At 63.6% G+C, this 25,071-nt stretch carries 26 protein-coding genes and 1 tRNA gene; 6 read left to right on the forward strand and 21 right to left on the reverse strand.

What is annotated here, in order from left to right; translation table 11 throughout:
• Window positions 1-93: 93 nt before the first annotated feature.
• Window positions 94-170, forward strand: a tRNA-Met gene (locus J5M67_RS26240).
• A 133-nt stretch (window positions 171-303) separates the two neighbouring features.
• On the opposite strand, the gene J5M67_RS26245 is transcribed toward J5M67_RS26240, so the two are convergent.
• The 3 genes from J5M67_RS26245 to J5M67_RS26255 all read right to left on the reverse strand — a co-directional run bounded on the left by J5M67_RS26245 (window position 304) and on the right by J5M67_RS26255 (window position 1,454).
• The gene (locus J5M67_RS26245) at window positions 304-609 is read right to left on the reverse strand and encodes a HigA family addiction module antitoxin (RefSeq protein ID WP_207888348.1); all 306 of its coding nucleotides are present in this window, start codon (window positions 607-609) and stop codon (window positions 304-306) included.
• A gap of 11 nt (window positions 610-620) precedes the next feature.
• The gene (locus tag J5M67_RS26250; RefSeq protein WP_207888349.1) at window positions 621-899 is read right to left on the reverse strand and encodes a type II toxin-antitoxin system RelE/ParE family toxin; all 279 of its coding nucleotides are present in this window, start codon (window positions 897-899) and stop codon (window positions 621-623) included.
• Between the two features lie 78 nt (window positions 900-977).
• Window positions 978-1,454, reverse strand: coding sequence for a hypothetical protein (locus J5M67_RS26255; RefSeq protein ID WP_207888350.1), 477 nt, complete (start codon window positions 1,452-1,454; stop codon window positions 978-980).
• A 269-nt stretch (window positions 1,455-1,723) separates the two neighbouring features.
• On the opposite strand from J5M67_RS26255, the gene J5M67_RS26260 reads away from it, so the two are divergent.
• Complete coding sequence (locus J5M67_RS26260) at window positions 1,724-1,972, forward strand: DNA-binding protein (RefSeq protein ID WP_207888351.1); 249 nt, start codon at window positions 1,724-1,726, stop codon at window positions 1,970-1,972.
• A gap of 111 nt (window positions 1,973-2,083) precedes the next feature.
• Here J5M67_RS26260 and J5M67_RS26265 read toward each other — a convergent pair whose 3' ends face one another.
• The 15 genes from J5M67_RS26265 to J5M67_RS26335 form a co-directional block, all read right to left on the reverse strand.
• Entirely contained in the window at window positions 2,084-2,833 is a 750-nt protein-coding gene (locus tag J5M67_RS26265) for a hypothetical protein (RefSeq protein ID WP_207888352.1), read from the reverse strand.
• Window positions 2,826-3,422, reverse strand: coding sequence for a hypothetical protein (locus tag J5M67_RS26270; protein WP_207888353.1), 597 nt, complete (start codon window positions 3,420-3,422; stop codon window positions 2,826-2,828). The genes J5M67_RS26265 and J5M67_RS26270 overlap by 8 nt, the downstream gene beginning before the upstream one ends.
• Window positions 3,423-3,686: 264 nt before the next feature.
• Window positions 3,687-4,391, reverse strand: a complete 705-nt coding sequence (locus J5M67_RS26275) for an SOS response-associated peptidase (RefSeq protein ID WP_207888354.1) — start codon at window positions 4,389-4,391, stop codon at window positions 3,687-3,689.
• 60 nt (window positions 4,392-4,451) lie between these two features.
• Window positions 4,452-4,796, reverse strand: a complete 345-nt coding sequence (locus J5M67_RS26280) for a hypothetical protein (protein WP_207888355.1) — start codon at window positions 4,794-4,796, stop codon at window positions 4,452-4,454.
• Window positions 4,793-5,176, reverse strand: coding sequence for a hypothetical protein (locus J5M67_RS26285; protein WP_207888356.1), 384 nt, complete (start codon window positions 5,174-5,176; stop codon window positions 4,793-4,795). Before J5M67_RS26285 ends, J5M67_RS26280 begins: the two co-directional genes overlap by 4 nt.
• 69 nt (window positions 5,177-5,245) lie before the next feature.
• Complete coding sequence (locus J5M67_RS26290) at window positions 5,246-6,244, reverse strand: isocitrate/isopropylmalate dehydrogenase family protein (protein WP_207888357.1); 999 nt, start codon at window positions 6,242-6,244, stop codon at window positions 5,246-5,248.
• 77 nt (window positions 6,245-6,321) lie between these two features.
• The gene (can, locus tag J5M67_RS26295) at window positions 6,322-6,966 is read right to left on the reverse strand and encodes a carbonate dehydratase (RefSeq protein ID WP_207888358.1); all 645 of its coding nucleotides are present in this window, start codon (window positions 6,964-6,966) and stop codon (window positions 6,322-6,324) included.
• Window positions 6,967-7,029: 63 nt separating this feature from the next.
• Window positions 7,030-8,274 carry a C69 family dipeptidase gene (locus tag J5M67_RS26300; RefSeq protein ID WP_207888359.1) on the reverse strand — a complete coding sequence of 415 codons (1,245 nt, stop codon included), beginning with the start codon at window positions 8,272-8,274 and terminating at the stop codon, window positions 7,030-7,032.
• Window positions 8,249-9,634: a flavin monoamine oxidase family protein gene (locus tag J5M67_RS26305; RefSeq protein ID WP_207888360.1), complete on the reverse strand. Its 1,386-nt coding sequence runs from the start codon at window positions 9,632-9,634 to the stop codon at window positions 8,249-8,251. Before J5M67_RS26305 ends, J5M67_RS26300 begins: the two co-directional genes overlap by 26 nt.
• A 444-nt stretch (window positions 9,635-10,078) precedes the next feature.
• The gene (gene rimI, locus J5M67_RS26310; protein WP_207888361.1) at window positions 10,079-10,531 is read right to left on the reverse strand and encodes a ribosomal protein S18-alanine N-acetyltransferase; all 453 of its coding nucleotides are present in this window, start codon (window positions 10,529-10,531) and stop codon (window positions 10,079-10,081) included.
• The gene (locus tag J5M67_RS26315) at window positions 10,528-11,355 is read right to left on the reverse strand and encodes an energy transducer TonB (RefSeq protein ID WP_207888362.1); all 828 of its coding nucleotides are present in this window, start codon (window positions 11,353-11,355) and stop codon (window positions 10,528-10,530) included. The genes rimI and J5M67_RS26315 overlap by 4 nt, the downstream gene beginning before the upstream one ends.
• A gap of 358 nt (window positions 11,356-11,713) precedes the next feature.
• Window positions 11,714-12,223 carry a DUF6160 family protein gene (locus J5M67_RS26320; protein ID WP_207888363.1) on the reverse strand — a complete coding sequence of 170 codons (510 nt, stop codon included), beginning with the start codon at window positions 12,221-12,223 and terminating at the stop codon, window positions 11,714-11,716.
• A 15-nt stretch (window positions 12,224-12,238) separates the two neighbouring features.
• On the reverse strand, window positions 12,239-13,822 hold the full coding sequence (locus J5M67_RS26325) for a hypothetical protein (protein ID WP_207888364.1): 1,584 nt from the start codon (window positions 13,820-13,822) through the stop codon (window positions 12,239-12,241).
• A gap of 1 nt (window position 13,823) precedes the next feature.
• Window positions 13,824-14,906 carry a hypothetical protein gene (locus J5M67_RS26330; protein WP_207888365.1) on the reverse strand — a complete coding sequence of 361 codons (1,083 nt, stop codon included), beginning with the start codon at window positions 14,904-14,906 and terminating at the stop codon, window positions 13,824-13,826.
• 240 nt (window positions 14,907-15,146) lie between these two features.
• Window positions 15,147-15,752 carry a hypothetical protein gene (locus J5M67_RS26335; RefSeq protein WP_207888366.1) on the reverse strand — a complete coding sequence of 202 codons (606 nt, stop codon included), beginning with the start codon at window positions 15,750-15,752 and terminating at the stop codon, window positions 15,147-15,149.
• A 204-nt stretch (window positions 15,753-15,956) separates the two neighbouring features.
• Between J5M67_RS26335 and mksB the strand changes: the two genes are divergently transcribed.
• Genes mksB through mksF form a run of 3 tightly spaced genes read left to right on the forward strand, consistent with a single transcriptional unit; the run spans window position 15,957 to window position 20,813 of the window.
• On the forward strand, window positions 15,957-17,234 hold the full coding sequence (mksB, locus tag J5M67_RS26340; RefSeq protein ID WP_207888367.1) for an Mks condensin complex protein MksB: 1,278 nt from the start codon (window positions 15,957-15,959) through the stop codon (window positions 17,232-17,234).
• Complete coding sequence (mksE, locus tag J5M67_RS26345) at window positions 17,224-17,982, forward strand: Mks condensin complex protein MksE (RefSeq protein WP_207888368.1); 759 nt, start codon at window positions 17,224-17,226, stop codon at window positions 17,980-17,982. Before mksB ends, mksE begins: the two co-directional genes overlap by 11 nt.
• Complete coding sequence (gene mksF / locus J5M67_RS26350; protein WP_207888369.1) at window positions 17,979-20,813, forward strand: Mks condensin complex protein MksF; 2,835 nt, start codon at window positions 17,979-17,981, stop codon at window positions 20,811-20,813. The genes mksE and mksF overlap by 4 nt, the downstream gene beginning before the upstream one ends.
• 228 nt (window positions 20,814-21,041) lie before the next feature.
• On the opposite strand, the gene J5M67_RS26355 is transcribed toward mksF, so the two are convergent.
• Genes J5M67_RS26355 through J5M67_RS26365 form a run of 3 tightly spaced genes read right to left on the reverse strand, consistent with a single transcriptional unit; the run spans window position 21,042 to window position 24,598 of the window.
• On the reverse strand, window positions 21,042-23,342 hold the full coding sequence (locus tag J5M67_RS26355; RefSeq protein WP_207888370.1) for a PqiB family protein: 2,301 nt from the start codon (window positions 23,340-23,342) through the stop codon (window positions 21,042-21,044).
• Entirely contained in the window at window positions 23,335-23,955 is a 621-nt protein-coding gene (locus J5M67_RS26360) for a paraquat-inducible protein A (RefSeq protein ID WP_207888371.1), read from the reverse strand. Before J5M67_RS26360 ends, J5M67_RS26355 begins: the two co-directional genes overlap by 8 nt.
• Window positions 23,942-24,598, reverse strand: a complete 657-nt coding sequence (locus tag J5M67_RS26365; protein ID WP_207888372.1) for a paraquat-inducible protein A — start codon at window positions 24,596-24,598, stop codon at window positions 23,942-23,944. The genes J5M67_RS26360 and J5M67_RS26365 overlap by 14 nt, the downstream gene beginning before the upstream one ends.
• A gap of 291 nt (window positions 24,599-24,889) precedes the next feature.
• Between J5M67_RS26365 and J5M67_RS26370 the strand changes: the two genes are divergently transcribed.
• On the forward strand, window positions 24,890-25,071 hold a 182-nt coding region (locus J5M67_RS26370; RefSeq protein ID WP_207888373.1), incomplete at its 3' end, for a hypothetical protein.

Raw genomic sequence — 25,071 nt, forward strand, 5'->3', positions numbered from 1 at the left:
AGGCCCTTCCGCCTAAACGATTGATAGATCAGAAAAATATTCAAGAAAAGGGGTTGACACCCCCCCTCGATCTGCGGAAAATGCGCGCCACTCGGCTACATAGCTCAGTCGGTTAGAGCGCAGCATTCATAATGCTGATGTCCCAGGTTCAAGTCCCGGTGTAGCCACCATATCTCGAAAGGGGTTTAGCGAAAGCTAAACCCCTTTTCTTTTGCCCGTAGAAAAGTCCCCGCCCCGCCACTCCCCCACATTACGGCAGCCACAAAAAAGCCCCGCATCGCGGGGCTTTCTGCAATCGCTCAATCATCCATGAGCCACAAGCGGCTCCACATCTCGCTCGATCTGCTCGCCGCTGACAGCGTATGTCGTCGCCAGGGAATACTCACTCTGCAGGTTCATCCAGAACTGCGCGGTGGTATCGAAGTAGCGCGCAAGGCGAATCGCCATGTCTGCCGAAACACCCCGCTGCTCGCGCACAATATCGTTCACGGTAGGCGCCGATACATTCAACGCACGGGCCAACGCGGTCGGCGTGATATCCAGCTCCATCAGGAACTCTTCCCGCAGGATTTCCCCGGGATGGATGGGGCGCATGCCATTGGTAACCATCTTCCACCTCCTCAGTGGTAATCCACTATCTCAACCTGTTCGGCACCCGCGTCCGTCCAGACGAAACAGATACGCCACTGATCATTGATCCTGATGCTGTGCTGACCCGCGCGCCGTCCCAGCAAAGCTTCAAGCCGGTTGCCTGGAGGAGAACGCAAGTCGCGCAGCTCCGCCGCTGCGTGAAGCACGGCGAGCTTTCGTGTGGCCACCATGAGGATCGCTCCCCAGCGCCTGGAAAGCCCCGTCTCGAAGAGTCGGCGAGTCTCCTCGCAGCGAAAACTCAGGATCATCCTTTAACCCTTAACGTTATGCGTTAACGCATATGCGAGCATATCAGATGCATGGATGAGGTCAAATTTTGACCAGCACTAGAATCCCCACCGCCGCCGCAGCTCGATGAACTCTCGTGCCGCCGCCTCCGTACCGGCCAGCTCCTGCTCCAGGGTGGACAGGCTATAGCGGGTTTCCTTTCGGGTGACCGAGCCCGGCAGGCCAGGGGCGAGGTTGGTGACTTCCTGCTCGTAGTAGTTGAACACCCAGCCGCCATGGATAAACGCATTGCGCTTGGCGCGGATACGGTCCATCACCGCGTACCACGAATTGAACTCGCGCAGGCAGTCCACCTCCCCAGCGTGGCGTCGCGCGATGACTTCCCGCAGCGCATCCATCTTCGCCTTCAGGGAAAGGCGCTCTATCAGCGGATTCAGCAGCACCGGCTCGCTGCCGCCCGCCAGATGGCGCAGGCAGAGGTCGAGGTTCAGCTCGAAGCGGGAAAGCTCCATTACCAAACGACCGATCAGGCTGCTAACAGCAGATTGCAGCTCGGCTTCGGAGAGAGGCTGCATGGGGGCCAATCTAGCTTCTACTATCGGCACAATGTGGCCCTCCCCTTTGGAGTTTGTGCATGCAAAGCCGAGCGCGCCGCTAAGCGATTACGCGAGCGGGTAGCCCTTTCCACTCTCACCAACGCAGAAACGCGCGGAACACCAGAAACATCCATGCTCTCCCCCTATAATTCGGGACTTGGAACGGCGTAAATTTGTGTTCTATAGACATGAACATAATACACATGCCGAAAACGCCGAACTTGTAGGATGCTTCTGGAAATCAATGAATGAGTGAAGGAATCTCGGCAAGAGGACTACGGTTGCTGGAGATGGCCAGCATCAAGAAGCTGACCGAACTGGGCAGCACTGACTATCTACGCTGGCAGAACATCAAGCGCCACAAGGCGAGGCTGGGTGCCGATGAGGTCGAGATTCTTGGCAAGGCTTTTCCAAACTATCGTTGGTGGCTTTTGACAGGCGAAGCAAACCCAGAATTGAAACAATTCAGCCCTGGCGACGATGAATCTGTAGGCTAATCAACTCATGCGAGGTGATGGCCCCTTGAGCCGCCGCCACTAATTAGAGTAGACAAAATATATCTACCCCTTTTTTCGGCCCGATTGAGAACTTAGCCTGAGACGATTCTGCTAGCTAATTATAAGCCTCTCCGCCTCGCGCAACCCCAGCGGCGATATCTTGCACAATTTCGAATCAAGAATATCGATTTTTGCTGCCGCCTTTAATTTAAGCAAAATCTTATTAAACTCTGTTTTATGCTTATACCCGATTAGCGCCCTCAAAGTATCGACAGTCTGCCTGTCCTTACGGTACAAGCAGATGAGCACCTTTTGCTCAGCCTTGAGCTTTACATTTAGAAAAACAAAGCTTTCACCATCATCCCAAACCACATCCACATCCCGCTCAACAATGAGCGAGACCAGATCATCGGCCTCTTCTGGAGTCAGTGCTGAGCACATCCTGACAAGCTCGGCCAAAACCCACTTTACAGATGCATATATATAAGTTGCATCCATCTTATTTGGAGATACGGCCGAAACATGGCCAACCCCCCGCTTATTCCTAATACAATACACAGCAAAAAGCGCTCTGGGCATGAGTATACGGAAAACCTCATCACCAGCAGTAGACTCAAATTTGTCAAGAACTGATTGATTAAAACTCCCCAAACTAGAACCAATAGGGGTATGACTCCCCAAAAGCTCGTGTTCAATGATCCGCCTTACAGCTTCTACAAAATGACCGGCGTCAAGCTCGCTGGGCTTCCACCTTTCCAGCCTATAATTTACAACAACTTCCTTGTAACTTTCCAAAAGCACAGAAACCAAATCAGCGGGATATCTTCCCAGTAGTGCTGGCTCCACTCGAGGATCAAGCACGACCCAACAATTCCTTAGCTTTCTTGACACCATTAAATGTCAGTTTAATATCCTTATTTCCGCCTTTAACGCCATCAGAGAGAAAGACTGTTTTATCGCCAAAGATTTTAGAGAAATTAGCGGAGTCCAAGATTCCATGTTCTTCGCATACGGCACGAATATTTTTAGCTGGCACTTGCTCGTCACCCAAAAGCCTTGAACCATAGCAGTAAAGAATTGCCGCATTAAGCATCTTGGATTTTGTGTTAGCACCAGGAATATCGCAAACAATCTTCAACTTTGAGTTAATCTCCTCAAAGTGAACAGGATAGTCCTGTATTGTCTCTGACACCTTTTGCACAGCCGAATGCTCAGGCGCAGGCGCAGGAACCACCCCCTCCACTGTGGCCTCCACAGGCGTTAACTCCTCAACGGAAGTAGTCAAAATAGAATCAGCAACTACAGTCCGAGGTTCAACGACCACATGCCGAGCGGCCAAACGAGCCAAATCAGTCAGAACCTCAATGTGCTTCGAGATAAAATCCTCAGAACCTTCCAGTTCGACAGTTCCTTCTGACGCCGAGTAACGAAACTTTGCGTTATCACTCATCATCACATCCTTATTTTCTTGATGGAGGCCAAATGCCATATCAAATTAGCTTGGTTCTGACCCACCGTAAAGAGGCCGTGACTACATAAGCTAGCTTGGAATCAGCGAGCAATCGATGTCTCTAGAGCCCTTTATTTCCGCCCCACAGGGCACAGCTAGGTGCTCCCCATGCAATTCATAATGCTGATATCCAGACTCAAGTCCTGGTGTAGCCGCCATATAAATGAAGGGGGTTTAGCGAAAGCTCCCCCCCTTTTCTTTCGCCTACGAGCAATCTACGTTTCGCCGCTCGATCAACTCCGCCGAATCATTCTTCGTGTCATTCACCCACAATGACACCCTATGCCCCGCAAAGTCCTCCCGCGCATGGTGAATTAGGTCGCCCACCGCTTCGGTGCGTGTAGCAGCGGATAGCCATTCCTCGAAGTTCTCCGGCGCCAGCACCACGGGCATGCGGTGGTGGATGTGTTCGAGACTCGGGGCGGCGGATCTGGTCAACAGGGCGCTGGAGAGCACGGGCTCGCCGTTGGGGTTTATCCACAGGGACCAGAGCCCGGCGAAGGCGATGATGGGGTCGGTGGGGCTGTGGATGAAGTACGGCTGGTGGACCTGGCGGCCGGCGGGGTTGCGTAAGTTCTCCTTCTCGTTCCATTCGTACCAGCCCAGCGCGGGCATCAGGCAGCGAGTGCTACGCAGGGCGTGGCGCCAGAGGGGTTTGCCGGCGGCTTCTTCGCTACGAGCGATGAAGGAGAAGCGCGGCGGGGTGGATTCCTTCCACCAGGTGGGGATCAGGCCCCAGCGCGCGGGCAGCAGTTCGAGTTGGCCGCCTTCGTCCTGGCGCAGGATGGGCACGGTCATGGTCGGAGCGACGTTGTAGCAGGCCTCCAGCCAGCGCGGCGGCGTGCGGGCGCCGATGTGCCAGTAGCGTTCGATGGCGGCCTCTTCGGGGCTGACGTAGCGTCCGCACATGCCGGGCACCTTGGGGAGGGTGGTGCTTTGAGCTTAGTTCGCCGGCGTGCCCGGCGAACGTCATTGCGGCGCGCGGGACTGGCCGATGTGCTTGGCGGCGGTATCGATCAGGAACCAGAGCGACAGCGGCGCACCGATGAACAGGAAGGGAATCATCAGGAACAGGCCGTGGCCGACCCAGGCAGTGACATCCACACCTCCGGCCAGACAGTCGTGAAGGTATTTCGCCCCGTCCTGGCAGTTGGCGAATGCGTAGCCCCAGGAGCCCAGCAGCCAGCCGATGCCGGTATAGGCCGCGGGTATGACGGCCAACAGGTAGCGCACCAGCCAAGCCAACTGCAATGCACGCCAGAACAGAACGGCCGGAGGCACGAAGAGCGCCAGGGCCAGGATCGGTAGACTCATGCTCGCTCGGGTCCTCGATACGCGCCCGCCGAACAAGCACTGCAAGCGGCCATGTAGCAGAGCAGCCCAAGGAGCAGGCGCCTTGCCCAGGCAAAGAAGGCTGCTTTGCGCTCCACCGCATCGCCCGTTCCGTCTTTCTTGGAATCGAAGACAAAGTTTCGAGTCAGTTCGTCGACCTTTTCGGTCGCCTCGCAACGGTACTCCTTGTAGATGCGCTTCATCTCGGCCGCATATTTCTGACCGAGGGAGGTCTCGCGAAGGTTTGTCACCATCCGGGTGCTCACGGCGCTATCGAACTCAATCAGAAAGCCCACAGTGAAGAAGAGGCCGACTGCGATAGCGATCTTCCGCCAGGAAGGTTTGAGGAAGCGCAGGATCATCCTTGTCTCCATGCGTTGAGGGATGGCGCACGCTAGCACACCGGCTGGCAGCGCTTCACGTTCTGCTGCTCAGTCCAGGCGCTGCAACACGCCCTGCCCGATCACCTTGGTGGTCTCCCCACCGAAGTCCACACTCCCCTCCTCCGTCAGGAACCCATCCACCGCCGCATCGACCCGGTCCGCCAGTTCGGGCAGTTGCCAGTGATGACGCAGCAACATGCCGGCGCTGAGGATGGCGGCGAGGGGGTTGGCGCGGCCGCTGCCGGCGATGTCGGGGGCGCTGCCGTGGACGGGTTCGGCGAGGGCGATGCCGTGGCCGAGGTTGAGCGACGGGGCCATGCCGAGGCCGCCGCCCCAGTGGCTGGCGAGGTCGGAGAGGATGTCGCCGAAGAGGTTGGTGGTGACGATCAGGTCGAAGGCTTCGGGGCGCTCGACCAGTTGCAGGGCGGCGACGTCGACCAGGCGTTCGTCGAGGACGTCGCTCCAGCCGTCTTCCACCAGCCGGTCGCGGCAGGTGTCGCGGAACAGGCCGCAGGTGAGCGGGAGGACGTTGGCCTTGTGTACCAGGGTGATGCGCCGGGCGCCGCGCAGGCGGGCGATGCGCGAGGCGTCGGCAGCCAGGCGGTCGCAGGCGGCGCGGGTGATGACCCGTTCGGCGATGGCGACGCCTTCGGACTCCCAGTGTTCGCGGCCGCTGTAGAGGCCTTCGCTGTTCTCGCGCAGGATCAGCAGGTCGACGCCGGGATGGGAAGAGACGTGCGGGCGGGAGCGCACCGGGCGCAGGTTGAGGCTCAGGGCCAGCTCCTGGCGCAGGGTGAGGATGGCGCTGCGGTAGCCTTCGACGCGGTGGCTGGGCGAGGAGACGGCGCCAAACAGGCCGGCGCCACAGGCGCGCAAGCGGGTCAGGGTGGTGTCGGGGACCGAGACGCCGTGCCGCTCGAAGCAGCCCCAGCCGGCCTCGGCCTCTTCCACGCGCAGGTCGGGCAGCAGCCGCAGCAGCACCTTGACCGCCACCGGCACCACTTCGCGGCCGATGCCGTCGCCGGGTATCACGCACAACCGATGCATCGCTGACCTCCGCTCGCCGTCTGTCCTTTCATGATCCGCCCGCACTCCTCGCCGAGGGGCGCGGGCGGACGGTCGGCTCAGAGTTGTTCCAGCGGACGCATGCGGTATTGCGGCGGCAGCTGGTCGAGGCCGCTGACGGTGACGTTGAGGTTCTTCCAGCGGCCGTCCTTGATGCCGTAGATGCAGCCGTGCACGGAGAGCGGCTGGCCGCGGTGCCAGGCGTTCTGGACGATGCTGGTGTGGCTGACGTTGGCCACCTGCTGGATGACGTTGAGTTCGCAGAGGCGGTCGACGCGCTCCTCTTCCTTCTCGAACTGGCCGAGGTGCTCGCGGTATTCGTAGGCGAGGTCGCGGATGGTGCGCAGCCAGCCGTCGATCAGGCCGAACTGGCGGTCCTGCAGGGCGGCACGCACGCCGCCGCAGCCGTAGTGGCCGGTGACCAAGACGTGCTTCACCTTGAGCACGTCGACGGCGTACTGGATGACCGACAGGCAGTTGAGGTCGGTGTGCAGCACGACGTTGGCGACGTTGCGGTGGACGAACAGGTCGCCGGGCAGCATGCCGACGATCTCGTTGGCCGGCACGCGGGCGTCGGAGCAGCCGATCCACAGGTATTGCGGAGTCTGTTGGCGGGCCAGCTTGGCGAAGAAGTCGGGGTCTTCGCGCGTGATCGCTTCGGCCCAGCGTTCGTTGTTGTCGAACAGTTCCTGCAGATCGCTCATGGTCGGCTCCTCATCGTTGGCTGCCGCACCTTACGCAGCACGCGCGCGCCTGACAAGACGCTTTCAGCGGGCCGCGTTCAGACGCCACCAGCGCGGCGGACGGAGCGCCTCCTGCTGCGCCAGCTGGTGCCAGGCGTCGTGCCAGGCCTGGGCTTCGGCGGCCAGGCGCGGCCAATCCAGCGTGCGCCTGTCGAGGGCTGCCAGCAACTCGGTTTCCAGCCAGCCGTGGCCGGCGCGCAGGGCGTCGGCGAAACCGGGGTCGGCCAGGGCGCGCTGGTGCACGGTTTCGAAGCGCCACCAGAGGGACTCTTCCACGGCGGCATCCTCGCGGCTGAGCAGCGCCGCGCCAGCGCCCGCCTCGAAGCCCAGCGGCTGGAACAGCGACAGGCACGGCGCCGAGGTGCCGGTGGCGGCCATGCGCGGCGAGCCGCCGTCGAGCCGGGCGATCAGGCTGGCGGTGGTTTGCGAGGGGCGCCAGAAGCTGCCGGCGTGCAGGCAGATCTGGCGGTTGTCGTGGCTCGACAGGCGGTGCCCGCGATGGCCGTGGCTGCGCAGGGCGACCACCAGCGCCAGCCAGTCGACCTGGGCCGGGCAGTGGGCGAGGAAGTCCTGGTTGAGCTGCCGCCGCTGCCGCGCCCCGGCGATCCAGGGCAGCACGCGGCCATCGAAGGCGCGGGCGAAGTGGAAGTCGCCCCGGCCGTTCCAGCAGCCCAGCCGGCGGGCGTGGTCTTCCAGGTGGGGGCTGGCGAGGTCGTAGTCGTGACCGAGGGTCAGGGCGTTGGAGATGGCCCAGCGCTCGACCTTCTTCGCCGCCCACAGCCGGCCGGCGGTTTCCAGCACCCAGGCTTCGTCGCGGTCGGCGATCAGGTAGCTGTTGTCGTAGCGCATGCGCTTGTTGCGGTAGCCCGCCGGGCCGCCCTGGCCGTGGCACTCCAGCAGTTCGGTGATGACGGCCAGCGCGTCGCGGGCCGTCGCCGCGCGCTCCAGGGCCAGGCGCAGCAGGTCCATGCCCAGCAGGGCCTCGCCTTCGCGCAGGGTCAGGCGGGTGAATACGGCTTCGTTGCCGATGGCCACGCCGCGCTCGTTGACACCCATTTCGGCGCCCCACATCCAGGCGGGCTGGCTGAGGATGACGGCATGGCGCTCGGCGGTCTGGGGGATTTCCAGGTAGGTGGTGCGCACCGTCGCCGCGCGGTCGCCGTGCACGGCCGGCAGGCGGATCAGGCGTTGCGGTTCGGCGGGCTCGCGGTCGCTGTTCTTGGCGAACCAGGTGGCCCCGTCGCTACGCAATACCAAGGTGTCGCACATACTCCCCTCCCTCGTCTGCGGCGCCGAGCACTTCGCTCGCCGCCCGTTCCCCGGCCTCCACGGCCCCGTCGAAATAGCCCATCCAGCGCGTTGCCGTTTCGGTGCCGGCGAAGTGCAGGCGTCCGTAGGGTTCGCGCAGCCGTGCGGCGCCGCTGGTCCAGAGTCCCGGCGGGAACAGCGCGGCATAGCAGCCACGGGCGAAGGGTTCCTCGGCCCAGGACTTGTCCACGTAATCGATGGGCTTGAGCGCCGCTTCGCCGAAGTAGCGGGCGAAGCAGTCGAGCACCTGGCCGCGCCGGTCGCCCGTCGGCCGCGCGTTCCACTGCCGCGCTTCGTCGCCCTCGATGAAGCCGAGCAGCACGCCGCGCTGGGAGTCGGGGACGCTGTTGTCGAAGGTCAGGCGCACCGGGCCGACTTCGCTGGTGGCCTGGCCGGAAAGGCCACGCTCGCGCCAGAAGGGTTTGTCGTAGAGCGCCATGCACTTGATCACCGCGCCTTGCGGCAGGCGTTGCAGGAGCTGGTCGCGCCAGCTGGGCAGCAGCGGTTCCTGGGTGATGCGCAACAGCTGGGTTGGCGGGATGGCGAAGATCACCCGCGAGGCGTGGTGCACGCCACGGTCGCTGACCAGTTCGACGCCGCGGTCGTTCTGCCGTACGGCGCGGATCGGCTCGCCGGTGAGCACCGCGTCGCCCAGGCGCTCGGCGAGGGTCTGGCAGATGCGCTGGGAGCCGCCGAGGATGCGGTCCTGCTGGGCGCCGCCTTCGACGCCGAGCAGGGTGTCGAGGTTGGTGCCGCTGCGGATGTAGAAGAGGACGTGGAGGAACGACAAGTCATGGGGGCTGGCGGCGAACACGGCGCCGCTCATCAGCTCGAAGACCTTGCGCCCGGTGGATGTGCGCAGGTTGCGGCGCAGCCACTCGGCGAAGGTCAGGCGGTCCCACTGGCTGGCCTTGGGGTGCAGGCCGGGGTCGTTCAGGGGGACTTCCCGCGCCATGCGGTCCAGGCGCACGTGGGCTTGCATCACGTCGAGCAGGACGTGGGGAGGAAACTTGGGAATGGTGCCGCGATAGGGTTTGAGACGGCCGCCGAACAGCGTGAGGTTGTCGCCCCGGTTCCATTGCCCGAAGGTCGACAGGTTCAGCTCGGCGAGCAGGGAAAGGATGCGCTCCTGGGTCGGGCCGACCCACTGGCCGCCCACCTCGACCACTTCGCCGCTGGCGAAACGGTGGTTGAGGGTTCGTCCTCCGACGCGCTTGTTGGCCTCCAGCACTTTCACCCGCCGCCCGGCTTGCGCCAGACGCCAGGCCGCAGTCAGCCCCGAAATACCGGCGCCCACCACGATCACATCGCTGCGATTCATGTTTGCGACCTTATGTTCTTGTTGTTATTGGGCTTAAGGGTAAGTCAGGAATGGCCGTCAGAAAAACCCGGTCGGCGGGAAATTTCCTGGTTTTTGTGGGGGGAGTTGAGGTGGGGGATGGGGATATCGCGGACGGAGTCCGCTCCTACGTTGTTTTCTGGGTCCTCGCGTTCGCGGGGATGACGCAGAGGAACGTGAATTACCCCCGTCACTCCTGCGAATGCGGGAGCCCAAAAGACAGTTGCTCCTACGGGGTGTATCTGCACACCCACTCGCCGCGGGCAGTCCGTAGGATGGGTGGAGCTTGCGATACCCATCGGCATTGTCTGTGCGGTAACTGATGGGTATCGCTCCGCTCCACGCCATCCTACGACGGTGCCGGAGATGCCCACGGCATCGGCGTACAACCGCGAACGGTTATAGGCCCCTACGGGATGGCCCGGCTCAGTCGACCAGCGTGCAGGCCATCACCAGGGCGTCTTCGCGACCGCCCACCGCCGGGTAGTAGCCGCGACGGCGGCCGACTTCGTTGAAGCCGTAGCGCTCGTACAGGCGGTAGGCCGGCTGGTTGGATTCGCGCACTTCGAGGAAGCATTCCACCCCGCCCCGTTCGCGGGCGCGTTTCATCAGGTGTTCCAGCAGGGTCAGGCCCAGGCCGCGGCCCTGGCTCTCCGGCTTGACGGTGATGTTGAGCAGGTGCGCTTCGTCGAGGATCATCTGGATCACGCCGTGGCCGACCTGCTGGGTGCCTTCGAACATCACCCAGCATTCGTAGCTCTTCAGGCCATCGGCGAAGATGCCGCGCGTCCAGGGGTGGCTGAAGGCGGCGTATTCGATCTTGAGTACGGCATCGAGGTCCGCCTCGGTCATCGGGCGGAAGGAAACGGCATCGCTCATGCGGTGGTCTGACTCGTCCAGCGTTGCCGAACGCGGCGCATGGCGCGCCAGAGGTCGGCTTTCAAGGTAGGTTCTTCGGCCAGGCGTTCGAGGCCCGGCACGGCCCAGGCGACGCCCAGGCCTTCGACTTGCAGCTCGCGCAGCAGGGATTCTTCATCCGCCTCGCCGGCATAGCGCACGGCCGGCATGCCGACCAGCCACAGCAAGCGACAGGGCGCGCCGCCTTCCAGGCGGGCGGCGACGAAGCCCTGGACGAACTCGCGGGCGGCCTGCGGGCCCTGGTCCATGTTGCCGCCGGCAAGCAGCGGCCAGCGCACCGGCTCGCCCAGCAGTTGCGGGCTTTCCGGCAGGCCCGCGGCGCGCAGCAGGTCTTTCAGCAGCAGGTAGGCCGGGTCGCGGCTGGCCAGGGGCTCGCCGGTGGGCAGTTCCACCAGCAGGGCGCACTCGCCGGCACGCAGCAGTTGCAGGGCGAAACGCGGCGGCGGCGCGACCGGCGCGCGCACCACGGGTTCGGCTTCCGGCTCGGCCTGCTCTTCGGCTTTCACCGGAGCCGCCGGTTTGGCCGGTGCGCCTGCCTTGGGCAACAGGCGGGCGGCGATCGAACCGGGCTCGCCTGCGGGCACGGCAACCGGAGCCGCCACCGGCGCGGCTTCACGCACAGCTTCAGCGACGGGCGCCAGCGGCGCTTTCTCGATAACGATGGGCGCGGGCGTTTCCAGCAGTTCCGGGCGCGACGGTGCGGCGAACGGCAACGCCACGCGCGGCAGCCAGCTGGCGACCTGCATGGCGCCGAGGTAGGCGCGGCGGCGGGCTTCTTCGATCAAGGGGCGGTTACCTGTAAGTGAGCCTGCACGGGCAGGCCGGCACATCGAGGCGGGATTGTCGCGTGAAACGCGCCGGGGGGAAAGGCCGGTCGGCGAATCGCCTTGAGCCTGTTCAAAATCTCGCGAGCTAGCGCAGAGCAAGGCGCAACGACCAACGGGAGTAACAGCCGCAGGCTGGCCCGAAGGGTGAGCGCCAGCGAGTCAAACAGGCGAGGACGCGGAGTTTACGAGCTGTAAATGAGCAGTACTCGCTACGCTCGCCCCTGCAGGGCCGCACTGAAGTGCGTTAGCCGCAAGCGGCTTCCGAGCCTGTTTTTAACGCAGCTATGCCGACGCGCAGCAGATTTTCAACAGGCTCTTACGGTGTGCCGAACACGTACACGTTCCCGGTCAGCTTGATCGCCCCGGTGGCCTGGTAGGTCAGCAGGTTGGTCTGCTGCAGGCCGCTGGCGGCAACCTTGCCCTGGTTGGCGCCGCCAAGGGTGAACTGCAGGTTGGTGGCGCTGGCGTTGGTCAGGCCGATCTTCATGGCCTGGCGGTTGAACAGCGCGCCGTCGCCGTTGAAGCCGCTGTTGATGGTCACCATGTCCAGGCTCATGCCATCGAAGCTGAAGGTGCCCTTGATGTTGTCGAGCACGATGAAGCCGGTGCTGTTGAGCGGCTGGATCGCCAGGCGTGCGCCGCAGCCGTTGGTGCAGCGGGTGCTGCCGGCCACCGGAGCGACATTGAAGTTGACGCTCAGGCTGACGCCGTCCTGGCCGCTGACGTCGGACATCTCGCTGTCGTCGAGGTTGCGCAGCTCGGCCTGGGCGCCAGCGGCGGCAAGCAGCAACAGGGCACTCAGGAATCGGCGTGGCAGGCGGTTCACGGCGATGCTCCTCTTCTATTGGCGCGGCAGGTTGACGGTGCGGACGTTCAGGTAGTCGATGCGCATGCCGCGCACGGCCTGGGAGCCGATATCGGTACCGCCGATGTTCAGGTTGCCGATGCTGATATTGCTCTTCTGCACGTTCTGGTAGAAGGCGTCGTGGTTGGCCCAGGTGACGCCCGGCGCGTTGAGGATCAGGTCGCCGTTGCTGGCGACGGTGAGGGTCGCCGGCTGGTAGTTGGCGTCGCCCAGGTTGAGGTCGAAGTAGACGTTCTTGGCCACCACCCGGTCGCTGTCGGAGCAGACTTCGCAGCCGCTGATGATCAGCTTGTCGGCGTACATCTGCAGGCTCATGGAGGCCTTCAGGCCGGCCGAGTCGCCCCACAGGTTGAGGTAGGAGCCGTTCAGGGTGAAGTTCTCCAGGGCGATAGAGAAGTAGTCCTGGCGCTGGGTGGTGGCGCCACGGCTGCCGTCGCTGTTGTAGGCGACGCTGGGCAGGGTGAAGCGGGTCTTGATGCCGATGTCCAGGCCCTGGATGCGGGTACCGGCGGCACCGGGCATGGCGTCGGCCACCAGCTTCACAGTGGCGACGTTGTTCCCGGTGCGGGTGATGGTGCCGCCCACGCAGGTGGTGGCGCTGCCGCTCTGCGCCCCGCAGAGCTGGACGAACTTGTCGTAGTCGCTGGCGCGCTGGCTGAGGGTGATGCCATTGCGGGTGACGTTCCACGAAGCGCTGAGGTTCTGCTGCGCGGTGGTCAGGTTGGAGGTGCTGGTGTTGTAGCCGTCCACCGAGTCGTTGTAGGCCTTCACTCCGGTATTGGTGCTGCAGCCGGCGATCAGGGAGCAGTCGTACTTGGTGCCGAAATCCGGCTTGCTGGTGCAGGCGATGCCCAGCACGTTGTCGCAGACCCGCGCGGGCGCCACCGCGTATTTGTTCTGCATGGTCTTGTAGTTGTTGTTCACCACGACCTGCGCAGCATCCACCTGGGCCTCGCGCTGATTGACCACGACCATGTCGGCGTCGATCCCCGACTTCAGGGTGACCATGTCGTTGGAATAGGTGGTCAGCAGGGTGTTGCGCTGGGTGGTCAGGGCGCTGAGTTCGCTGTTGATCTTGCTCGTCGCCCGGGTGGGGTCGGTACAGCCGGCATCGCCGTACAGGCAGCCCTGGTAGTAGGACCAGAGGCCGAACTTGTGGGTGTCGTTGATCGGGTCGGTCCAGGTCGGTGTCTTCAGTTGCAACGCCTGCTGCCCGACCGGGATGTTGGCGCCGGCCTTGTACTTGATCGGACCAAAGGTGAACGGGTGCATGGGCGTGCCCATGTAGGCCTTGGTGTCGAGCGTGCCACGCTGGCTGCCGGCGCCCTTGATGTAGGCACCGGTGATATCCACCTGGACGTCCTGGTTGGCGCTGTTCTTCACCCCGGTGATCTTCGCCGAGGCACTGGCCTGGTCATAGCTGAAACCGTCGATGAAGAAGCCCAGCCCCGAACCGCTGACCTCGCCCAGTTGATCGTCGTCCAGGGCTTTCATGGCCTGGGCCGGCAGGCAGAGCAGCCAGCCGAGCAGGCAGGCGATGAGTGTGCCGCGTGCGCTCATGTCAGCACCCCGCCGCCTGGGAGCCCATGCAGGTGGACTGGCGAGGCAGGCCGCGCAGGGCGTCGTAGAGGTTGATCAGGATCGGGTACACCGTATCCGCGCCGCTGCCCACCTTGGGGAAGTTGGCGAAGGCGCCGGACTGGGTATTCACGAACTTGCCGGCGTTGGCCAGGTCCTGCCAGGGCACGTTCTGATTCTGCAGGGAGAAGAAGATGCCCTGGGCGCCGGTGTTGATGTCGGTGGAGCCCGGCTTGCCGATGTAGATGGTCTTGTAGTTGGTCAGGTCGAAGCAGGTGGTCAGGCCCAGCGCCTGGCAATTGTTGGTGGTCGACAGGGTGGGGATCAGCGCGGCGACCAGGCCGCCCTCGTCCGAATGCAGCGAGTCGCCCTTGGCGATACCGATCTGCGTGGCGCGGTTGATCGGCTGGCCATTGATGGTGGCCTCGCCGGTGCCGGCCTTGAGCAGTACCACGTCGGCATAGACCGGCGTATCGCCGGCGATCGACAGCGCCAGGCAGTTGATCAGGTTCGGGCAGCCGTTGCGGGTGTAGTAGTCGTAGGCGATGGAGGCCGGGCCGTAGATCTTGCCCTGCAGGTTGCCGGTGATCGACAGGATATCGCCGGACAGGTCGCCCTGGGCCTTGCCGAAGCCGACCCGCGCGCCCACCAGTTGGCGCACGCCGTTGTTGGTCTGGAAGGCGAATTCGACGTAGGGGTCCTGGATCTGGAACGGCACCACCTTGGCGTCGGGCGAGTTGGCGTTGTCCACCCGGCCGAGGGCGAAGTTGTTGATCAGGATGTCGGCCGGCTGGTTGGACACGGTGTTGGCGCCGGTGCGGGTGTAGTTGCCCAGGCTGAGCTGGTCGATGTTGGTCAGCAGGCTGATGTCGGCGCCGAAGTTGAGCCGGGTGTACTGGTAGTTCTGGTAGGTGGAGGCATCGACGGTGAGCATCGCGCCCTGCCCCGAGATCGTCGACAGCTCGTCGTCATCCAGTGATTGCATGCGGGCCTGGGCGGAACAGGCCAGCAGGCCCCCGCAGAGCAAGGCAAGGGCACGCATGAGCGGACCGGAGGACTGACGCATGGCACTCTCCTCTCATGGGGAGCTGTTGTTATGGGAAGGGGGCGCGCAACCGGCGCAACGCCGGTCCGTAGCAGCGACCGGAGGCTCGACCCCGTGATGCCACTATAGGAATTTGGTCGCCAGGGCGGCCCGACCCATAGTCGAGAAAAACGCCTCTCGAAGGTGAAATGCGCGGGCTCGAAAGGCGAGGAGCAGGCAGGAGTTGTTACCCATCGTCACACCCGCGTTACAGGTACCGGATCAGCGCTGGCGGAACAGCCCGATCAGGTGTTCCGCAATGGCGCCCTTGATGGAGTCCAGGTTCAGGCGCGAGTGGGACTGGAGCTTGGCGATGTTCAGGCGGTGCAGGTGCAGCGAGGGCATGCGCGCCTCGTACTCGCGCAGGTCGCCCTTGACCAGCACCGGCAGGAAGCTGTCCTCGCGCATCCGGTAGCGGTTGATCAGCACCTTCAGCCCGTCCTGGAACGGCAGCTCGCGGGAGGCCACCAGGCGGTGCTCGCCGGGAATCTTCAGGTACAGGCCGCTGTAGCCCATGGTCTCGCCCGGCAGGATGTGGATACCGGTGGGCTCCACCGCGTCGGCGGGGATGTCGTGGAAGGTGTCGAACCAGGCCTGTTCATCCGGGAGGATGGTGATGCCGCCGCCGTGGTGCTCCGGGATCACGAAGCTGTAGTTGCTGTAGAGCTTCTCGACATAGGACGAATAGATGCACAGGCGGTTCTCGAAGCGCTGCAGGAAGGCGATGGCTTCGTTGCGGTCGGTGATGGCGTCCAGGTCCCAGTCGAGGTCGTTCTGGCGCTCCAGTTCGGCCCACCGGGCTTTGGCAAGTGCGGCGTCGTAGGTCATGGCGGCAAATCAGTCGTGGTCGACTGACTCTGGCAGAAAACATGCCAGAAAATTCAGCTATTTGGCGGCTAAATTCCGTGATCCATTTCACGCCGGGACCGAGAGGCTCCGTCGCAATCTGACGCGTTTCGTCACTCTGTCGGTCAGTGGGGGACCTTTGCAGTACAATCGCTCCCTTTGTTCATTTCAGGCCCGACTCAGCCGATGATCGACCCACGACGCGTACTCCGCGCCCTCGCCGAACACTGGGTGCTGCTCGAACCGCTGTGCGAGCGCTTCGACGCCGGCACCCTGAGCCTGGTGGAGCTGCGCAACCAGCTCACCAGCCAGTTGCCCGACAGCACCCCGGTGGATATCACCGCCCTGCTCGACCAGTGGGTGCGCCTGGACATCCTCGTCCCGGTGGCCAAGAGCCCCAACCGCTTCGAGCTGAACGCGCAGATCCACGACTTCCTCGCTTACCTGCGCCAGGAACACCGCCTGGGCCTGTGCCTGGAGATCGAAGCCTACCTGCGCCACCTGGAACGCCTCGCCGGCTACATCCGCGATGCCTTCGAGGTGCGCGACGGCAACGACCTGGCCCGCCAGTTGCGCCTGCTCGACATGCGCGTGCGCGACGTGCTGAAGAAGCTGGCCAACGACGAACAGGCACTGGTCGCCGTGGCCGAACGGGCCAAGACCCAGGATCGGCAGATTCCGCTGCGCCAGCGCTACGCGGAAGTCCTGGCGACCTGGGACGAATACGTCGAGCCGATGATTCAGCTGGTCTCCGCCGACGGCGCCTTCGAACAGGGCGTGCGCCGCGTGGAACAGGTGCTGCTGCGCCTGCTCGGCGAACAGGCGCGCCTCGGCCAGCTGGTGGACGACGACCAGCTGCTGCGCACCCATGCGCGCATCCTGGAAATGCAGACCACCGCCCAGCTCACCCTGCGCCGCGCCCGCGAACTGCTGCTGCCGCTGCGCGAGGAAGCCCGCCGGCACAACGCGATCACCCGTGGCGCCGCCCTGGCCCTGTCGGTCATCCGCCGCAAGGGCATCGACGCCGTGCCCCAGGCCGCCATGCCGATGTTCACCCGGCCGCAGAGCAACTTCCTGGGCACCGCCTCGCAAGTCGAGAGTTACGTCTTCGCCCTCGCCAACTTCCAGCCCAAGCCGGCGCACTTCCCCAAGGCCAGCGGCAATCGCAGGAGCGACGGCCCGCAGCGCTCGCCGCGCACCGCCCGGGAAATGCTCGACCGCTGCCAGGCCGCGCTGCCGCTGCCGGACCTGATGCAGTGGCTGCTGGAGCAGGAGCCCGAAGGCGCCACCGACGAGCTGCTCTACTGGTTCTCGCGCCTGTCGCGCGATGCCCGCTTCCAGCGCGACCGCCTCGAGCGCCGCCAATACGACACTCTCCAGCACAGCGTCAGCCTGTGCTCCTTCGCCCTGATCGCCGGCCCGACCGCTGGCAAGGACAGCAAGAGCGAACAGCATGCAGATTAATCTCACCGAAATGACCCAGCTCGCGCCGATCTTCCGCGAGCTGTTCAAGGGCTTCCACATCAGCCGACGCGACCCGGAGCTGTACAGCCAGCTGTCCAACCAGCAGGACGCCTACCGCGCGCTGTTCCGCAGCCTGGGCTACGAGCTGGTCTGCGATACCCGCGGCTTCTACTACTTCGTGCCCGAGCAGATCGGCGCCCAGGTGAACAAGACCGCCCAGCGCCTGGCGCTGTTCACCTTCATCCTGGTCGAGCACCTGGCCGACCAGGGCCGCGACCCGCTGGCCGTCCTCGATGGCGGCAGCATCGGCCGCGACGAGCTGCCGCCGCTGCTGGAGAAGTACCGCGACCTGTTCCTGCAGGCCGAGGTGACCACCCAGGAAGAACTGGAAGAGAAGGTCATGCGCCGCCTCACCCAGCTCGGCTTCGCCGCCGAGGACAACGGCGTGTACCGCTTCCTGCCGCCGATCCACCGCTTCCTCGACGTCTGCCTGTCGGTCCAGCAGGACCGCGACCTGGCCGCCAACCTGCACAGCAGCGACATGCAGTTCAGCGCGCCGGTGCTGATGGACGAGGACGACGAGCCGGTGGTGATCCTGGAGTCGTATTCCAACGAGCCGACCGAAGATCCCGCCGACGCCATCGTCGTGATCGACGAGCCGGCAGTCATCGCTGAAGAAGAGAGCAAAGAAGACGCCCTCGCCCACGCCATCGCCGAAGAACAAGCCGACATGGAGGCCCAGGCATGACCCAGGAACGCTACGGCATCCGCCGCTTCGCCCTGCTCAACACCGCCGGCTACAGCCTCGGCATCTTCCCGCTGGAACAGCCGCTGTCGGTGTACGGCGCGAACAACCTCGGCAAGTCGGCGTCGATCAACGCGCTGCAGTTCCCGATCCTCGCGCGCATGTCGGACATGAGCTTCGGCAAGTACAGCCTGGAAGCCTCGCGCAAGTTCTACTTCGCCACCGACACCAGCTACATCCTCATCGAACTCGACCTGCCCCACGGCCGCCATGTGATCGGCGTCGGCGGTCGCGGGCCGGGCGGCGGCTTCGGCCACCAGTTCTTCGCCTACCAGGGCGAGCTGGACCTGGAGCACTACCAGAAGAACGGCACCTGCCTGCGCCTGCGCGAGCTGTACGCCAACCTCGAGCGCGAGGGCATCAAGTCCTATGAACTCAAGCCCGACGAGCTGCGTCGCCTGCTGGTCGGCGGCCACACCTCGATCCCGCTGGACCTGACCCTGATCCCGCTGCGCTCCACCAGCGAACAGAGCCTGAAGACCTTCCGCTCGCTGTTCATCAACCTGCTGCACATGCGCGAGATCACCGCCGCCAAGCTCAAGCAGCTGTTCCTCGATGCCTTCGAGCACAGCCTGCGTTCGGGCAGCGTCGACTACATCGCCGCCTGCGAGGAAGCCTTCCGCGATGTGCGTCGCATGGAAGGCGACTACCAGGCCCTGGTCGCCGCCGGCCCGCTGGTCGAGGCCCTGGCCAACGGCGTGCAGCAGCGCGAAATCCTGCGCGGCAAGATGCACCGCCTCTCGCCCCTGCTGGATAACCTGCTGGGCACCTGGGAAGACTATTCCGGCGCGCGCAAGGAAGAGCTGGTCATCCAGGCCGAGCACTACCGCCGCGAGCAGGACGGCCTGCAGAACGAACAGCGCGGCAGTACCGCCGAGCTGATGCGTCTGGAGCGCGAAATCAGCGAGATCCAGCGCTGGATGGGCGAACTGGCTGTGCTGAAGAACCGCTTCGCGCTGGTCGAGGATGCCAAGGTGCTGGAGCAGCAGCTGCTCGCCGCCAAGGACGCCCACGACGAACTGGCCGGTGCGCTGGCGCATTCCCGGCAGTTCTCCAGCGAAGACCTGGAAGAACGCATGCGCGACCTGGAGAAGCGCCTGAAGGGCGTTCGCCAGCAGCTCGAACATGCCGACAACAACAGCTACGCCCGCCTGCGCGAGGAGTTCTCCCAGCAGGACGTGGAGCGCCTGATGCGCCTGTTCAACGGCGCGCTGTTCAGCCTGCCGCTGGGCGAGAAAGGCGTGGACCTCGACGAGAACGGCCTATGGGTCGGCAGCGTCGAGAAGATCCTCGATGCCTTCAAGGGCGAACGCTTCGAAGTGCCGGGTCTGACCATCGACCTCTCGCACATCGAGCCGCCGGCCCTGCAGGCCCTGGCCGACCGCGCCGCCCTTCGCGACCAGAAGGAGCGCCTGGAGAAGGAGCTCAAGCAGCTCAAGACCCAGCAGGCCGTGGCCGCCGACCGCAACGCCAGCAAGGCGCAGGCGGACAAGCTTTATCAGGACGTGCTCGACGCGCAGAAGGCGCTGGAAGACTTCCGCCGCAGCCAGACCCTGAACGCCGAGGAGCCGGCCAAGCTGGAACAGCTCGCCCAGCTGGAAGCCACCCAGGACGAACTCAAGCGCTCCGCCGACGCCTTCACCGAACGCGTCCAGCAGCTCTCCGCCAAGTTGCAGCTGATCGGCCGCCAGCTCGCCGACCTGGAAGCCAAGCAGCGCACCCTCGACGACGCCCTGCGCCGCCGCCAGCTGCTGCCGGCCAACCTGCCCTTCGGCATCCCGTTCATGGACCCGGTCGACGACTCCATGGACAACCTGCTGCCGCTGCTCAATGACTACCAGGACACCTGGCAATCGCTGCAGCGCGTGGACGGCCAGATCGAGGCGCTGTACGCCCAGGTGCGCCTCAAAGGCGTGGCCAAGTTCGACAGCGAGGACGATCCGGAGCGCCGCCTGCAACTGCTGATCAACGCCTACGCGCACCGCACCGACGAGGCCCTCACCCTGGCCAAGGCGCGCCGCGCGGCAGTCACCGACATCGCCCGGACCCTGCGCAACATCCGCAGCGACTACGACAACCTGGAACACCAGCTGGCGCTGTTCAACCGCGAGATCAACAAGCGCCAGGTGTCGAACCTGCAGAGCTTCCGCATCGTGCTGGCACCGAACAAGGACGCGCTCAAGCACATCGACCAGATCATCCACAGCGCCGGCCAGTACGAAGAAGGCGAGAACCTCTCGGTCTTCGACCTGACCCAGAGCGCCGAGCAGGATGCGAAGAACGAGGAAGCCAAGGACTACTTGTCGCGCCTGGTGGCGGCGAACAACAACCAGCTGGGCCTGAAGGACCTGTTCGAGCTGGCGTTCGAGATCACCAAGATGGGCGGCCAGCCGATCATGCACACCGACATCGACGGTGCGGCATCCAACGGCACCACCATGACCATCAAGGCGCTGACCAACATGTACCTGTTGCTGCACCTGATGGACCGCGAGCAGGCCGGCCGCGTACGCCTGCCCTACTACCTCGACGAGGCGGCAGACATCGACGAACGCAACCAATCGGCGCTGCTGGAAACCAGCCTGCAGCTGGGCTTCGTGCCCATCCTGGCGAGCGTGAAGCCGCAGGTCTCGGCCCAGGTGGCCATCGACCTGGAAGGCGGCAGCGGCCCCAACGGTATCTACATCGACGAGGCGGACTGGAAGTACATCCGTCGCCGGGATACCGAGAAAGCCGCCCATAACGACGTGGAGGCCAGCGCCGAGCCGGCGTGACCTTCCCCGCGTTAAAGCAAAAGCCCCGCAATGCGGGGCTTTTGTTTTCCCGGCTCCGCGCAGACCTGCTCTTGTAGGAGCGAGCTTGCTCGCGAACCGCATAACGCCGAAGTCCAGCAAGAATCCGTTCGCGAGCAAGCTCGCTCCTACGAAAAGCTCCTCAACCCGCGACGGATACCGGAATGAAAAAGGGCCGCAATCGCGGCCCTTTTCCAGTTCGGCGAAAACTCAGTTCGCCTTGCTCAGCGGGATCTTCGGCGCCCAGTCCAGCCACTCTTCGTTGGACTCGTCGAACAGGGCGAAGGTCTGCCCCGGCTTGGCCGGCGGGCCCATCTCCGCATTGTTCGGGGTCGCAAAGGCGACGCCACCGGCAAGGATGGTCTCGAAGGACTCGGTACGCACCTTCACTCCCTTGAAAAGGCCGGCATCCACGCCAACGCCACTGGTGTTCCAGAAGCGACTGCCGGTGTGCACCAGCGGCGCGTAGCGCGGCTCGATCAGGATGTGGATCAGCACCCGGTCGGCGGTCTCGCCCAGTTCGAAGGAGGTCACCTTGCCCACCTGCACCTCGCGGTAGGTCACCGGCACCCCCACCTTCAGCGAGCCGCGACGGGGAGCGCTGAGGGTCAGGCGCAGGCCTTCGCCTTCCAGCAGACGGTTCGGCTGGCCGGCCAGCAGGGTGAAGGCGGTTTGCGCCTGGCCCGGCTTGTCGGCCGGCAACACTTCGATGTACTGGCCGCTGACGATGGTGCCCAGGTTGGAAACGCCGTTGAGTCCGACTTCCGGCCCCACCACCCAGAAGCGGGTGCCCTGGCGAGCGATGCTGTCTTCCGCACGGGTCAGGCGCGCTTTCAGCTGCACGCCGCTCAGGTCCTTGCTCAGCTCGACCTGCTCGACACGCCCGACTTCCAGCCCCTTGTAGCGCAGCACGGTGCCTTCCTTCAGGCCGTCAGCGGTGTCGGCGTGCAGTTCGATCATCTTGCCCTTGGCGTGGGCCACTTCCTCGCTGTCGAACAGCGCGAAGCGACGCACCTTGGTTATCGGAGGCGCTTTCGCGTCCGGCGTATCGAAGGCGATGCCCCCGGCGATCAGGGTCTGCAACGACTCGCTTTTGAGTTTGATGCCGTCGAGCCCGCCACTGACGGTAACGCCACTGACGTTCCAGAAGCGCGTCGAGGTGTTCACCAGCTTGGCGTACTCCGGCTCGATGTGGACGCCAATGACCAACCGCGACGGATCACGACGGGACAACTGGTAGCTCTGCACGCTGCCCACCTTCAGCTGCCGATAAAGGATCGGCGTGCCGACCTCCAGCGAGCCCAGCTTGTCGGTCGTCAGCACCAGGTGCAGGCCCGGCGAATCCAGGTTCAGCGGCGGCGCCTTGGGACGGATGGTGAATTCACGGGACGGTTCACCGGTCTTGGAGAAGCGCACGCTGATGTAGTTGCCCTTTACCAGCGCTTCCAGGCCGGTAATACCCGCCAGGGAAATACTCGGTTTGACCAGCCAGAACTCGGTGCCGCTATTGAGGAAGTCCTCGGTGCGCGGGTCCATGGACAACTGCGCGGTGGCGCCGTTGAAGTCCTGGTCCATGTCGATGCTCTTCACGGTACCGACCTGCACGCCGTTGTACATCACCGGCGTACTGCCGGCACTGAGCCCGCTGACATCGGTGACCTTCAGCTTGACGCCGAGGCCGGCCTGGGCGGCGTCGTAGTCCTCATACAGGCGGAACGGCTTGGTCGAATCCGTTGGCGGGCTGTCCGGATAGTTGTCCGGCGTGGCGAAAGCGATACCCCCCGCGGCGATCGAGGCAAGCGACTCGGTGCGCAGCTTGAGACCGCTCAGATCGCCGGACAGGGTGATGCCGCTGGCGTTCCAGAAGCGCGAATGTTTGCGCACCAGATTGGCATAAGCCGGCTCGATGTGAATCTTCACCTCGATGGTCTTCTGGTCTTCCGCCAGGTGATAGCTCTTCACCTGGCCCACCTGAATCTGCCGGTAATAGATCGGGCTACCCTGTTCCAGCGAACCCAGTCGATCAGCCTTCAGCGTCAGGTGCAGACCAGGCAGGCTGTCGGAAAGCGGCGGCGGCTCCTTCAGCGCGGTGAACTCCTTCTGCTGATCGCCTTTCACCGGGTCAATGGCAATGTAGTTGCCCGACACCAGGGTCTCCAGACCGGTCACCCCGGCCAGCGACACGCGCGGCTTCACCAGCCAGAAGCGGGTGTCCTTGCTCAGGTACTCCCCCGCTTCCTTGCGCATCTCGACCAGCGCGGTCACGCCCAGGTCCGGCTTGTTGACATGCAGATCGGTCACCTTGCCGACGGCAATCCCCTTGAAGATCACTTCGGTCTTGTTGATCTGTATCCCGTCACCGCTTTCGAAACGGATATTGATCATGATCCCCGCCTGGTCATAGGCCCTCCAGGCCAGCCAGGCACCGATCGCCAGGGCAATCAGCGGCAGGATCCAGATTGCCGACCAGTTGGAGGTCTTGCGCATCTTCGGGGTGGGAAGATCACTCATTGTCGTTTTCCGCGTCCGTGTTATCCCAGATCAACCGGGGATCGAAGGTCACTGCTGCCAGCATGGTCAGAACGACCACAGTGGCGAAGGCGGCCGCACCGAGGTCTGCCTCGATAGTGGCCAGATTGCCGAAATTCACCAGGGCCACCAGGATCGCGATGACGAAGATATCGAGCATCGACCAGCGTCCTATCCACTCGATGAACCGGTACATCAAGATCCGCTGCTTGGCAGACATGGGCTGGCGGCGCTGCACCGAGTACAGCAGCAGGGTGATGCCGACCAGCTTGAAGGTAGGCACGAGGATACTGGCGACGAAGACCACGGCGGCGATCGGCACCATATCCGCGTTGATCAGCTCGATCACCCCTTCCATGATGGTCGCGGGCATGCCGTTGCCGAGGAAGTTGACTGTCATGATCGGCAACAGGTTGGCGGGGATATAAAGCACGGCGGCCGTGATCAGCAGCGCCCAGGTCCGCGCCAGGCTGTTTGGTTTGCGCTCGTGCACCACCGAGCCACAGCGGCTGCAAATGGTTTCGTCGTCCTCGGCACGCCGATTGAGCTGGTGGCACTCGCCGCAGATCAATACACCGGCATCAATGGCTCGCATCATCGAACTCCCCGGACAATTCGCTCCAGACCTGGTGGTGGGACATGGTCACCTCCAGCCAGACCTGGGTGAACAACAGGGCCACGAAGCAGGCCAGCCCAAGCCCGATATGCAGCTCGGCCATGCCGATCAGCTTCACGATCGACACCAGGATGCCCATGAAGTAGACCTCGAGCATCCCCCATTCGCGCAGGTGCTGGTATCCACGCAACAGCACCATGCCTTGCTCGCGCATCCTCTTGAAACGTAGCGTCAGCAGGACGAACAACTGGCAGAGCAGCTTGACCAGCGGAATGATCATGCTGCACAGGAACACCACGATGGCGACGCCTTTCATGCTCGACCCATAAAGGCCCAGCACCCCGCTCCAGACCGTATCGGTACTGGTCTGCCCGAGGATGGTGATGTGCATGATCGGCATGAAGTTGGCCGGTATGTAGAGCAGCAACGCCGTCAGCACCAAGGCCAGTCCACGACGCACCATATGAGGACGGTGTATCTCCAGCTCATAGCCGCAGCGCGGACAAACCGACTTCTGCCCCAATGGCACGGGCTCGCGCCGCATCAATAGATCGCACTCATTGCACGCGGTCAGTTGATCCAGCGGCAGGTGCTGTAGCGCATCACCTTGGATTTCGGACATGAAAGAACTCAGGGAAAAGTTGACGCTATTGTAGACGAGAGCGAACGCTCAACGTTGCGCAGCATAGGCATCGAGTCATTGCGAATTTGCACATGTGTGGCAAGGAGATCCAGTGCCAATCCACGCTTTCTGATGGTATTTGGCAAGGCTCCCGCGCGAATCTGGCAATCTGCCAGAACAGTGCAAGGCCCATCCTATCGACACACCAGTTCGTTGGCTACAGAGCCGCCGCAAAGAAGCATTGCAGAGAGCTCCGGCGAGGGTGCGGAGCTGCTCGCGTAGGAGCGGACCTTGTCCGCGAAGCAGTCGTATCAGCTTGCACAACCGCCCAGGCTGGGCGTCACCCGGCCCACTTTCCCGCGCGCAAAAGCAAAGCCCCCGGCCAGCGATGCTGACCAGGGGCTTTGGGATAGGCGCTTGACGATGACCTACTCTCACATGGGGAAACCCCACACTACCATCGGCGATGCGTC

It is taken from the genome of Pseudomonas sp. 30_B, from assembly GCF_017491605.1.
In the GTDB taxonomy this organism is placed as follows: domain Bacteria; phylum Pseudomonadota; class Gammaproteobacteria; order Pseudomonadales; family Pseudomonadaceae; genus Pseudomonas.

Coding starts and splice junctions, on each gene's coding strand:
- J5M67_RS26355 (WP_207888370.1), bottom strand. CDS start 23,342: ATGAGTGATCTTCCCACCCCGAAGATGCGCAAGACCTCCAACTGGTCG.
- J5M67_RS26275 (WP_207888354.1), bottom strand. CDS start 4,391: ATGTGCGGACGCTACGTCAGCCCCGAAGAGGCCGCCATCGAACGCTAC.
- J5M67_RS26270 (WP_207888353.1), bottom strand. CDS start 3,422: ATGAGTGATAACGCAAAGTTTCGTTACTCGGCGTCAGAAGGAACTGTC.
- J5M67_RS26300 (WP_207888359.1), bottom strand. CDS start 8,274: ATGTGCGACACCTTGGTATTGCGTAGCGACGGGGCCACCTGGTTCGCC.
- J5M67_RS26290 (WP_207888357.1), bottom strand. CDS start 6,244: ATGCATCGGTTGTGCGTGATACCCGGCGACGGCATCGGCCGCGAAGTG.
- J5M67_RS26335 (WP_207888366.1), bottom strand. CDS start 15,752: ATGACCTACGACGCCGCACTTGCCAAAGCCCGGTGGGCCGAACTGGAG.
- J5M67_RS26255 (WP_207888350.1), bottom strand. CDS start 1,454: ATGCAGCCTCTCTCCGAAGCCGAGCTGCAATCTGCTGTTAGCAGCCTG.
- J5M67_RS26360 (WP_207888371.1), bottom strand. CDS start 23,955: ATGCGAGCCATTGATGCCGGTGTATTGATCTGCGGCGAGTGCCACCAG.
- rimI (WP_207888361.1), bottom strand. CDS start 10,531: ATGAGCGATGCCGTTTCCTTCCGCCCGATGACCGAGGCGGACCTCGAT.
- mksE (WP_207888368.1), top strand. CDS start 17,224: ATGCAGATTAATCTCACCGAAATGACCCAGCTCGCGCCGATCTTCCGC.
- J5M67_RS26330 (WP_207888365.1), bottom strand. CDS start 14,906: ATGCGTCAGTCCTCCGGTCCGCTCATGCGTGCCCTTGCCTTGCTCTGC.
- J5M67_RS26365 (WP_207888372.1), bottom strand. CDS start 24,598: ATGTCCGAAATCCAAGGTGATGCGCTACAGCACCTGCCGCTGGATCAA.
- can (WP_207888358.1), bottom strand. CDS start 6,966: ATGAGCGATCTGCAGGAACTGTTCGACAACAACGAACGCTGGGCCGAA.
- J5M67_RS26325 (WP_207888364.1), bottom strand. CDS start 13,822: ATGAGCGCACGCGGCACACTCATCGCCTGCCTGCTCGGCTGGCTGCTC.
- J5M67_RS26280 (WP_207888355.1), bottom strand. CDS start 4,796: ATGAGTCTACCGATCCTGGCCCTGGCGCTCTTCGTGCCTCCGGCCGTT.
- J5M67_RS26285 (WP_207888356.1), bottom strand. CDS start 5,176: ATGATCCTGCGCTTCCTCAAACCTTCCTGGCGGAAGATCGCTATCGCA.
- mksF (WP_207888369.1), top strand. CDS start 17,979: ATGACCCAGGAACGCTACGGCATCCGCCGCTTCGCCCTGCTCAACACC.
- J5M67_RS26305 (WP_207888360.1), bottom strand. CDS start 9,634: ATGAATCGCAGCGATGTGATCGTGGTGGGCGCCGGTATTTCGGGGCTG.
- J5M67_RS26245 (WP_207888348.1), bottom strand. CDS start 609: ATGGTTACCAATGGCATGCGCCCCATCCATCCCGGGGAAATCCTGCGG.
- mksB (WP_207888367.1), top strand. CDS start 15,957: ATGATCGACCCACGACGCGTACTCCGCGCCCTCGCCGAACACTGGGTG.
- J5M67_RS26260 (WP_207888351.1), top strand. CDS start 1,724: ATGAGTGAAGGAATCTCGGCAAGAGGACTACGGTTGCTGGAGATGGCC.
- J5M67_RS26250 (WP_207888349.1), bottom strand. CDS start 899: ATGATCCTGAGTTTTCGCTGCGAGGAGACTCGCCGACTCTTCGAGACG.